The 10,601-nt window shown below is 30.6% G+C and carries 12 protein-coding genes; 7 read left to right on the forward strand and 5 right to left on the reverse strand.

Features of this window, described 5'->3' with window-relative positions; translation table 11 throughout:
- Positions 1 to 1,312 (forward strand): N-acetylmuramoyl-L-alanine amidase family protein (locus QWC74_RS00605; protein WP_288993788.1); only part of this gene is annotated, 1,312 nt, incomplete at its 5' end.
- A gap of 89 nt (positions 1,313 to 1,401) precedes the next feature.
- Here QWC74_RS00605 and QWC74_RS00610 read toward each other — a convergent pair.
- Positions 1,402 to 1,956 carry a hypothetical protein gene (locus tag QWC74_RS00610; RefSeq protein ID WP_262948736.1) on the reverse strand — a complete coding sequence of 185 codons (555 nt, stop codon included), beginning with the start codon at positions 1,954 to 1,956 and terminating at the stop codon, positions 1,402 to 1,404.
- Positions 1,957 to 2,259: 303 nt separating this feature from the next.
- Here QWC74_RS00610 and QWC74_RS00615 point away from each other — a divergent pair, with 303 nt between their 5' ends.
- On the forward strand, positions 2,260 to 2,682 hold the full coding sequence (locus QWC74_RS00615; protein ID WP_262948735.1) for a recombinase family protein: 423 nt from the start codon (positions 2,260 to 2,262) through the stop codon (positions 2,680 to 2,682).
- Positions 2,683 to 3,176: 494 nt separating this feature from the next.
- Here QWC74_RS00615 and tenpIN read toward each other — a convergent pair whose 3' ends face one another.
- The 3 genes from tenpIN to QWC74_RS00630 all read right to left on the reverse strand — a co-directional run bounded on the left by tenpIN (position 3,177) and on the right by QWC74_RS00630 (position 6,010).
- Complete coding sequence (gene tenpIN, locus QWC74_RS00620) at positions 3,177 to 3,647, reverse strand: type III toxin-antitoxin system TenpIN family toxin (RefSeq protein WP_262948734.1); 471 nt, start codon at positions 3,645 to 3,647, stop codon at positions 3,177 to 3,179.
- A gap of 859 nt (positions 3,648 to 4,506) precedes the next feature.
- The gene (locus QWC74_RS00625) at positions 4,507 to 4,860 is read right to left on the reverse strand and encodes a MobC family plasmid mobilization relaxosome protein (protein WP_262948733.1); all 354 of its coding nucleotides are present in this window, start codon (positions 4,858 to 4,860) and stop codon (positions 4,507 to 4,509) included.
- Positions 4,861 to 5,425: 565 nt separating this feature from the next.
- The gene (locus QWC74_RS00630; protein WP_262948731.1) at positions 5,426 to 6,010 is read right to left on the reverse strand and encodes a hypothetical protein; all 585 of its coding nucleotides are present in this window, start codon (positions 6,008 to 6,010) and stop codon (positions 5,426 to 5,428) included.
- A 585-nt stretch (positions 6,011 to 6,595) separates the two neighbouring features.
- Between QWC74_RS00630 and QWC74_RS00635 the strand changes: the two genes are divergently transcribed.
- Positions 6,596 to 7,042, forward strand: a complete 447-nt coding sequence (locus QWC74_RS00635; RefSeq protein ID WP_262948730.1) for a helix-turn-helix domain-containing protein — start codon at positions 6,596 to 6,598, stop codon at positions 7,040 to 7,042.
- A gap of 404 nt (positions 7,043 to 7,446) precedes the next feature.
- Here the strand turns inward: QWC74_RS00635 and QWC74_RS00640 are convergent, their stop codons facing one another.
- Positions 7,447 to 7,983 carry a hypothetical protein gene (locus QWC74_RS00640; protein WP_262948729.1) on the reverse strand — a complete coding sequence of 179 codons (537 nt, stop codon included), beginning with the start codon at positions 7,981 to 7,983 and terminating at the stop codon, positions 7,447 to 7,449.
- A 406-nt stretch (positions 7,984 to 8,389) separates the two neighbouring features.
- Here QWC74_RS00640 and QWC74_RS00645 point away from each other — a divergent pair, with 406 nt between their 5' ends.
- From QWC74_RS00645 to QWC74_RS00660, 4 genes are all read left to right on the forward strand, one after another.
- Positions 8,390 to 8,737 carry a sigma factor-like helix-turn-helix DNA-binding protein gene (locus QWC74_RS00645; protein WP_288993792.1) on the forward strand — a complete coding sequence of 116 codons (348 nt, stop codon included), beginning with the start codon at positions 8,390 to 8,392 and terminating at the stop codon, positions 8,735 to 8,737.
- A 140-nt stretch (positions 8,738 to 8,877) separates the two neighbouring features.
- Positions 8,878 to 9,147, forward strand: a complete 270-nt coding sequence (locus QWC74_RS00650; RefSeq protein WP_262948727.1) for a hypothetical protein — start codon at positions 8,878 to 8,880, stop codon at positions 9,145 to 9,147.
- An 8-nt stretch (positions 9,148 to 9,155) separates the two neighbouring features.
- Positions 9,156 to 9,359 (forward strand): hypothetical protein, encoded by a 204-nt coding sequence (locus tag QWC74_RS00655; protein WP_262948726.1) that lies wholly within the window; start codon positions 9,156 to 9,158, stop codon positions 9,357 to 9,359.
- Between the two features lie 18 nt (positions 9,360 to 9,377).
- The coding region (locus QWC74_RS00660) for a M23 family metallopeptidase (RefSeq protein ID WP_288993794.1) at positions 9,378 to 10,601 on the forward strand (1,224 nt) is incomplete at its 3' end.

Below are 10,601 nucleotides of genomic sequence, written 5' to 3' on the forward strand. Positions count from 1 at the left end.
TTATGCTGGTACTGCAGATCAAAATAATAAATTATTGAATTTATTAATGTCTGGTCGATTAATCCGCCCAGCTTCAGCAGGAGAAGATGGTTCTGGTGATAGCGGAACGGGGTCAAGTGGGATTGATGGTGTGCCAAATTTAAAAGTCCGAGAAATATTGCCACCAGAGAGTAAGTATAGTATTAAGTGTCCTTATCCAATGGATCCAACATATATCACTGTTCATAATACTTACAACCAAGCTTCAGCATACAATGAAATTACATTTATGCATAATAATAATGATGAGGTATCTTACCATTTCGCAGTAGACGATCAAGAAGCAATTCAAGGTTTACCATTAAACCGTAATGGGTGGCACTCTGGAGATGGTGGTCAAGGTACTGGAAATCGAAAATCAATTGCAGTAGAAATTTGTTATTCAAAATACGGTGGAGAAAAATTTGATAAAGCAGAAAAAAATGCTGCTAAATTAATTGCATCATTAATGGATAAATTCAACATTCCAATTGATAGAATCCGTAAACATCAAGATTGGAGTGGAAAATACTGCCCTCATCGTACATTAGATGCAGGATGGGATCGTTTTGTAGACATGATTATGACAGAGGTTCGATATCAACAAATTCTTAAATTCGCATCTGAGAATGGATTGTTTGAAGGTTATGATGTTGATTTTAAAGGATTTAATCATAAAGAAAAGCTTTTTGAGATCCCTGGTACGATACCTTGGCGTCCACACGTTATTGTGTATGGTGAAGTTTCGCTTGTTCCTAAAATTACAAATATTTTCGATGTCAAGAAAGTTCTTGATTTAGCACTTACTCCTGAACAAATGGCTGATGAACTGTTAGATATCACACTTACGCAAGAGAAGGTCGAGGTTAACATTAGTCGTGAGGGGCTTGTACTTACACTTTCTAATATGAACCTAGGAGCATTGAATTGTGATGAAATTACATTGACATTTAATTTAGACAACGGGGTTTTTAATATTATCGCAGAAGTTGCAGAAACAAAAGTATTCGAAAATTTAGAAACTACGGTCTATCAACAGTTAACAATTACTGTTCACCCCGATATTCAACAGCCTGGTTTACTCCACGTTCCAATTCGTAACACCGAGCCTCTTAAAGACACAGCAGAAGAAAATGTAGATTACATTACAACTACAGCAAAACGTCATAGGGCGGCTTCTGCGGTTACTTACGCTCTTATATTCGCATCATGCCTGGCAGGAGCAGCTGGTGGTGGATGGGTCCCTGCAACAGTATTGACTGCATTTGCTTTAATAGTTAAATCAGATAAATAATGAAACAAGTACAATAATAAAAAATACGACATAAGTTTAAAATTAATTAACTCATGTCGTATTTTTTATTATTGTACTTGTTTTACAGTTTAAATTATTTTCCGCTTCACCTTTATATTTTTTTTGAGAAGGAACTCTTCAAACTCCTCAGATGATCCTTTTGTAAATCCCGTCTTTTGTATTGGGAGATAGATTTGATTCGCATAAACGATAACAAAATGTTCTTTAAGGTTATGTACCACAGTAATTTTATCGTGTTTGATACTTGTTTCCGCTTCGCTTTTATATCTCGTTTTATCTTCATTTATTGTTGGAATAAACCTATTAAAGGTAAGGGAATCTTCATAAATAGTTATATTAACTTTAGGCTCTCTTCCTTCTGATAGAAGCATCTGATTTTTATAATTTTTTATACCTTGGGAACGATAAATGTAAAAAGGCGTACAGAATGCAACGATGGCTCCCCCGGCACAATATAGAAATAATATGTATTCTTTAAACATATAAGATTCATACCCTATATCAATGAATCCAAACGCTGTGAAAAATATTATAAAACTTATAAGGGTTTTGTTTGATGATAGAGCGACTTCTATATAAGTTTTTTTAGTTAATGTTGTCTGATTTTTAAATAAAATATACATTTTTATCACTATCCCTCTCTAATCCACCTTTTAAACATTTCCATTATAACCCTTTTATGTAATACAAACAACAGTGGATAGATACTGTGTTAGAAGCTCTTTTTATGTCTTGAAAATGTGATTGTTAAGAGCAACTATGAAAAACAAAATCTATCATGCCGAAAAAGGGTAAAAATATCACATATCTGATTTTTTATAATTAATTTAGTGTATTTTAAAGGGGGCGTGCAAAAACGTCTTAGAGAGGATAAAACAAACGTTTAAATGCAAACAAAATACATACAAATTTAAGGAGTTTTGATTATGATTTATGGATATGCGCGTATCTCAACGAATAAACAAAATATAGACCGCCAGAATAGAAATATCTTAAAATTACATCCTGGTGCTAAACTAATCAATGAAACCCACACAGGGACTACGATAGACCGTAAGGAATGGACTAAACTATTTAAACGTGTTAAGCAAGGCGATATGATTATTTTTGATTCAGTCTCACGTATGAGTCGTAATGCTGAAGATGGCGTAAAAGATTACATGGATCTATTTGATAGAGGGGTTGAGCTAGTGTTCATCAAGGAACCACATATCAATACGTCAGTGTATAAGCAACAGTTAGACCATGCTAAATTAGGAATGACAGATAATGACGTTGTAAATGCGGTGTTAGAGGGCGTGACTAAGGCACTTAAACTATTGGCAAAACAACAGATTGAGATTGCTTAAAAGCAATCTGAAAAGGAAGTTCAGGACCTTAAACAACGTACAATTGAAGGGATTATTACTGCTAAAGTTAATGGTAAGGTCATAGGTAGAGCAATAGGATCAAAGATTGAAACCAAGAAGGCTAAGATTATCAAATTATCGAAGTCATTCAATGGAGCTCTTAAAGATAGTGAGGTATTAGAACTACTCAGCATTGATAGAACTACTTATTATCGTTATAAAAAACAGATTAGGGAAGATTTAGAGGTGAAGTAAGTAAGTAAGTGTTTATAAGATTGGTTTTTACAATGAATTAGTTGATGATGTTTCAGTCCTCAGTGAGTCTATTTTCACAAATAGAGGTGACAGATATACCCCTTGTAAATAGATTAAAAGATGATTGTATCAACCCTTATATTCATTGCAGTAACTAATCGAACCGTTGCAAACTAAAAAAAGGAGGGGCCCATCTTAATGAAGTAAAATGAAATAAAAAAAGCTCCACCTGGGACCAGTTAACTCACTTCTATTTTTAACTCTTTATGAAAATATTGTAATGCAGAGAATCTGCAAAATTGCTTATTGCGTTCAACATCAGGACGTTTAGCAGCACGTTTATACCTATTAAGGTACGATTTAAACCCTCCAATTATTTTACTCTCATTGCCTTTTAAAACGTTGTGTTCATGAGATCTTAATCGTGGTTGGCTTTGATAATCTATGTATTTTTGATTTGTAATAATCACTGCTTTAGTATAGTCAAGTCCACATTTATCTTCAGGATTTCTATTATCTGTAATAAAGGCATGATTATGTTTAATATGAGAACGAAAAGGTATAGCAAAATCAAGTCCATCAATCTTAACAGTAAATACAGTATAAGGGCGTTCATCTTTTCTTAAAATTTGAGGATAATCACTTAATGGATAATCTGAATAGAATTGCTGTGTAAGATGCAATATTACAAAGTCGTTAAAATTTTTCATAAAGTCCCCCTATAATAACTATAAAAAAATGACCCCTAAATGAGGGGCCTTTAAGTTCTAATCAATTGGTCTTTCTTTTGTTTAGGCTAGTCGCGACCTACGACTAGAATCATCAATTGAGCTTTCTTTAATTTTTAGTTATTCGCGCTCTACGAACAAAATCATAAGGTTGACGGATATCCCGTCCTTATTATTTTAAACTTATTACAATGTTATTATACGAAAAAGAGTAACATTTTGCAACACTTAAAAGTAATTAACCTCAGTACCTAACGATATAAAAGAATAACGATGTTCTAGGAGCATTTATTTAAACCTATGCCAAATAATGATGAGAACAATTAGTGCCTTAATAAATTCGACCGAAATATACATATAAATCACCTCTTTAATTTTAAGATTTTTTATCATAAACAGTTTGTTGAATTTTTATAACGAATTTTTGCTCGGGCTAATATTAAAATCAACATAGAAAATAAATAGAAACCCAGTGATTAACTAAAGACACTTTTATTACTTAATAAAGTAACCTTGTTTTTTTAAATATTACTATTCATTTTCAGTAGGAAATATAAAAAAAAGAGCTGATTATAATCACCTCTTTTTTTTATTTTCTAAAACCAACTTAAAACTACTAAAACAATTCCTGTCACAATAACAACTAATCTCAAAATCTGAAAACTTAACGACACACACTCTTTAAATAAACTCATTCTAATTTCTCCTTTGAATGCTCATGAATATATTTTGAGATAATATTAAATTCATAACTCCATACTAAACTATTTGATATCACCTTAACAACACTAAAATTTTAGAATTGGTAAGTAATGAAAAAATAAAGGAACACTAGATAAAACTAGAGATTTTTAATTTTGTTAGTATTTCTCACTTGCTGTCTTAGTAGACGAACGATTTCTTGTTGTCCCTGTTTAATTTCTTCCAGATCACATTCATATATTTTGTTAATTGTGTTTACCCGTTTAGTAATCTGATTAATATTATTTCCAATACGGGACACTTCTGACATTAAGTGTTTTAAATCCTTATCATCTGCTGACTTTAGATTAATAACATATCCATCGATTAACATCTTCCTAGCATAGCTTTCAAATTTTTGAAAGCCTAACTTTTCACTATTATTCAGTATCATTTCCTTTTCATCTTCTGTAACTCTAAACATCATTTGTTTAGACCTTGTACGATTCTTCATCATTCAATCTCCTATCTTTTAAAAATTAGGGGATTGGGGTACCAAAAAAATAAACAAAAATGAAAATCAGAGATTTTCATTTTTTCGAAAGTGGCTAGCCACTTTCAATTCTCGCTATTCTACTATTCTCCTTCTCCTACGATTCTTTTATTGTAATTCCCCAAATTTTTTTCCTTTTCAAGAGTTTCAATTCTTCTTAACTGCATAACTTTATTAAACCAAGAAACATAAAACAATTATTCTTCACCTGTTGTCGTGATAATCATTTCTCTGATTTCGCTAGTATTTAACTCTTTAAGTTGTTCAAATAACATGCAAATTCTCCTTTTCATCCTTCGCTAAAGAAGCTTAGACTTTCAGAATCTTACTACTTGATTTATTTCTGATTTTTAATATAAATTTTAAGAGCTACGGTAGTTAAATAAAGAATATATAAGATTAAAATTGCTACAGTTAAAACGTAGAGTTTTTCTAATAACACTATTGTTTTAAATAATAGATTGTTTAATGGATTTGAGCTGGTTATTGAAACTAATAAATTTGACATAAGATTACCTCCTTTTTATTAAACCTCATTAGAATCCTCCAACTCGATGTATTGAGCTACTGCCTGAACAATCAATGAACTTAATAGATCTTGTTTTTTAAATCCACTATACTTCCTATTCAATTTCTCTATCGCTTCAACTGCTGATGGATACAACTTAAATGATTTTGCTATTGGTTCCTCATTGAAATGGAGTGGCTTGAAATCCGAGTCTTTTTCATTAACTTGACTTTCTAAACTGCATACACGCTTCTCTAAATCTTCTATTTTTTTCAAAAGTTGATTTATATTTTTTGTTTCATCCTCGACACCATTTGATTTTTTGGCGTTTTTAGGCTTATTGAAAGGTTTCTTTATCTCCTCTTTAATTTTATAAAACGGAGCTTGTTCTTCCTCTAAAAAAGGCTTCTCTGAGCTTTTAACATATGTTTTTAATTTAGCTGAATAAGTATATCCATTTTCTTTGATACGTTGAGACATTCTATCTTTGCTAATAACACCTCTACAAATATCTCTAAGCTGTAGGCCCGTTTGTCTTTCTTGATTAATGTAGGCTATGATCTCCTCCCAATTATCACTCAACAATAAGTCTTTCTTGTCCACTTTAATCCCTCAATTCTATAATATTATAAAAAATATTACTAGAGTAATACTTTTTATATCTATTAACATTTTCTAAAATAATAAAAATATAATACATAAGTATTCTTTAGTATAATATTTTTATTATTTTATTTTTGTAATATTTTGATAGTTTAAATATATTTCTTTTATGATTTCAAGATATTACTAAAATAGTATAAAAGAACTATCTTTAAAATATCTAGTATCATTTTTACGATAAAATAAACTCTATATGAAATTCAGATAATAAATTCTAGAAATTTTTAACAAAATTCTCTTGAATATATTAAAAAAACTACCTTAATTCGGTAGCTTTATGGTATAATTTATTTAAAATTAAATCGCTTAAATTGAGAAAAACCCCAATCCCTGAAGTTTGGTCGCTACAGGATTGAGGTTTTGAAAGTTTTCGTTCTTGATATAAGATTATTATATACTATGCTCGTATTATTATTCAAGTATATAATAGAAATATCTTTATTTTGTTATATGCAAATTCAGATAATTTTATACGTATCAGACCTGAAAGCACTCTTTAAGCAACAGAAAAGGAGTGCATTTTTTATGCAAAATAATTTTAGAACTATTAAAAATAAGACTAAAAACTTTACAATCATTGATAATACTATCTTACGGGATAAAAATTTATCATTAAAGGCTAGAGGGTTACTGTGCTTTATGCTACATTTGCCTGAAACGTGGGTTTTTACTGAAAAAGGATTAGCTACAGTTACAGGAGAAGGATTAAAGTCTATCAAAAGTGGATTAAAAGAGTTAGAGGATAATAAATATCTATATCGAGTGCAAATGAGAGATAGTGGAGGTTCTTTTGGTTCTATGATGTATTATTTATTTGAACAACCAACAGAAATGAAAGTTGATGGAAAATCAATTAATTCAACTGATCCAGACATACAAATTTCAAAGATTCAAACAACAGATACATTCAATATTGATAAATCACACCCAGATTTTCACTATTTAAACGGTGGTTGGATGTTAGAAGATTAGTAATTGGGCGGAGTTATCCGCCTTTTTTATTTCAATTTATCATTTCACCGATGTTCCCTTTTGATATATCGGTAGCTTACCGATGTTCCCTTTTGGGATAACGCCTTTTGGGATAACGCCTTTTGGCATACTATATAAATACTAATACCATTAAAGAACTAATAAATAATTTATTAACTATACCTTCGTATGTGAAACAAACAATTAAAATATAATAAAACAAAATATTAAACATTAGAAAAGAAACATCTATCATTGGATTCTTAGATAAAGACAAAGTACAACGTCATTATTTATTTGACTTTTTACGCTATGAATAATAATTTTTTCCCAAATAAAAAAAGGATATCCGGCAAATTGCTGAGATGTCCTTTTTTATAGATATAGTACCTATTAGATTTAATTTAATTGCATTCTTTTAAAGTTTTAATTAATAGCTCTCTAACATAGTAACTATTTTTTAGAGCATTATCTGTAATAAATGCTGTTATTCCTTCATCAGCGCAAGCATCTTGAAGACTAATAGGGTTATTATCATTCGAAATTAAACTGTATAGAGTCATAACATCAGTCGTATTTAATGTGAAATTTTCATAAATTGAGCATTTTCTTAAAGTTTGTTCAATTATGAACTCGGTGAAATCAACATTATAAATTAATACATTTTTATTTTTAAGTATTTTTTTTATATTATCCCACTCTATTGCAAATTGAGTTGACAAATAAAATTTTCGGTTAAATAATTCATTATTCTGTAAATCAATAATTGCTAATTCTTTTAATTGATGATCGGTAGTGTTTGTATCCTCAGTAACTTGTAAAATTACACTGTTATTATCATTCATTAGGTTTTTAAAATTTTCCTTAGCTAGAATAGTATTATTTGAAAGGTTACAAGTAGTTTTATAGCTATTTATAAGATGTTCAAGGTTAATATCCATCTCTATCCCCCCCTCCGCTTCATAGAGAATTATAACAATTAAATATTTCTTTATGCTAATGAAATGTTTTTCACATAAATTCTATATAAATAACTAATATTTCAAAAATTCCCCCTTAGTATAGCATAAGTAATTAGGATTTTTTGTAAAAATATGAAATTTTATACACAATTATGATATGATAAAAAGCGAACTTAAGTTTGGAAAAGTATTTTTTTCACAAAGTTTTTTTTAAGGGAGAGATGTATTTTTATAAAAATAGAATTGTGCATGTCTTTAAGGGATAATGATTATGTATACTTTGCAGTTTAATTGCATTTTATTCACAAAATATTTGCAAGAGGATTTCTTTAATTTTGGGTTTTAATTAAAGAGTAAAGAGAATAAAAATAGGGAGATTAGTTATATGGAATGGAGAGAAGAAAAGATTTTAGTAAAAGGCATCTTTGAAGAAAAGAGAAGTTTAGATGGAATTATCTTGCTTTTTAGGAATATTGATCAAAAAAAACTATTAGATAGTCAAGTTGCGTTAATAGAACGACATAAAAATTTAGAGGTTATTATAGAAACCTGTTTAGCTGCTTTAGATAAGCAGGAGCAGAAAATTATCAAACTTACGTATAGTGAATATTTAACAAATTATAGTTTATCGGAGGCTTTAAATATTTCTGAAAGAACTGTAGCAACTTATAAAAGAGATGCCACGATTAAATTTGCACAAATGATTAAAATTTTTTTAGGATTACTCGATTGAGTAATCTTTTTTTATAGCTAATTTGCATTAACTATGCAAAATCCATTCATTCCTTAGATGGTTTAATATGTTTGTAAGCAAAAAAGGCCTTTAAAACTTACAGACATATTGAACCATGAAGAAAAGGGAGGGGGAGCAATTTGGAGGAATCAGCTGAAAAGTCACATGAGTGTCGCAGTAAAATTGATCAAGAACAAGAACTGATGTTGAGAGAACATAATTTGAAATTGCAGACCTTAGATAATGCAGTTACTATTCAAAGTCATCAATTAAAAGGTATTGAGGGTGAAGTAAAAGAGCTAAAGTTGATGCTGATTGAAATGCAATCTTCAAATAAAATCTTAATTTATATCGCTTCAGTTCTGACAACGGCTATTGTGACACAAATAGTGACTCAGTTATTTAACTAATGAACATTATGAAAAATCAATTAGCAATTCTTAAAAACCTTAGAAATCGAACGGTATTAACTTATGTAGCAATTGTGGTGCTTGCACCATTGTTAGTTACTGACTTAGTAGAATATGAATCACTACAGAAAATTTTAGAAATTGTAACACAGGCTGTAGCAATATTAGGGATTATTGATGATCCAAATACAAACCATTTTTTAAAAAACTAAAATTAGGAGGAATTAAACATGGCAACACAAAAACTTATTTTACCAATTAACAAAATGCGTGTAACCGCAGGATATAAAAATTCAAATTATCAGCAACAATTCGGATTTAGACATTATGGTACTGACTTAACATCTACAAATAGTGATCGTACTGTTTGGGGTTCTGGTGTAGGTACAGTCTTATTAGCAGGATATGATAATGTCTTAGGGAATGTCTTAGTTATTCGTTACGATAACTGTCAATTAACAACAGGGGCTACAAAAAATCTTATTCAGCGTATCTTCCATTTAGATCGTATCGATGTTAAGCAAGGTCAATCAATCACCAAAGATACTCGTATTGGTTTATATGGAAACACTGGAAAATATACGACAGGGCCTCATTTACATGTTGAGTTTGATACAGATACTTCATATCCATCGTATAGTCCGACAATTAGCACAAGTTCAAACATCATTAAAGCAGGTACTGATTCTACCGTACGTCCAGCAGAGGTTATGTATGTTAAAAACTCAGCACCAGATTATCAAACAGTTGTAGGAGCTTCAAATTCAAACTGTTGGACAAAAGGGGATGTAATGTATCCTAAATATTCTGAATCAGCACCAGATGGAGATGTAGGAGCTTCTTATTACCCCAAACCCAACTATATCGGAACTTCATTAGTTGGTGCTTTAGACGCTATTGGTGTTGATTCGAGTTTTGATAACCGTGAGAAAATTGCAAAAGCAAACGGAATTACTGACTATACTGGTACTGCGATTCAAAATGATTCGTTATTTAGCTTATTAATGTCTGGTCAATTAAGACGCCCAGGATCAGTAGCTACTTCATATTATCCAGTTCCTAACTACACAGGAACTTCATTAGTTGGTGCTTTAGACGCTATCGGTATTGATTCGAGTTTTGATAACCGTGAAAAAATTGCAAAAGCAAACGGAATTATTGATTATGCTGGTACTGCAGATCAAAATAATAAAATGTTGAGCTTATTAATGTCTGGTCGATTAATTTGTCCTGATAATACAGAAGGTGGGGGTGATTCAGATGGAGGAGGAACTGGAGATACATATTATCCAATTCCTAACTACACAGGAACCTCATTAGTTGGTGCTTTAAATGCAATCGGTGTTGATTCAAGCTTTGATAACCGAGAGAAAATCGCAGCAGCGAATGGAATTACTGATTATGCTGGTACTGCAGATCAAAATAATAAATTATTGAATTTATTAATGTCTGGT

The sequence above is a fragment of the uncultured Turicibacter sp. genome (genome assembly GCF_938044715.1).
Taxonomy (GTDB): Bacteria; Bacillota_I; Bacilli_A; order MOL361; family Turicibacteraceae; genus Turicibacter; species Turicibacter sanguinis.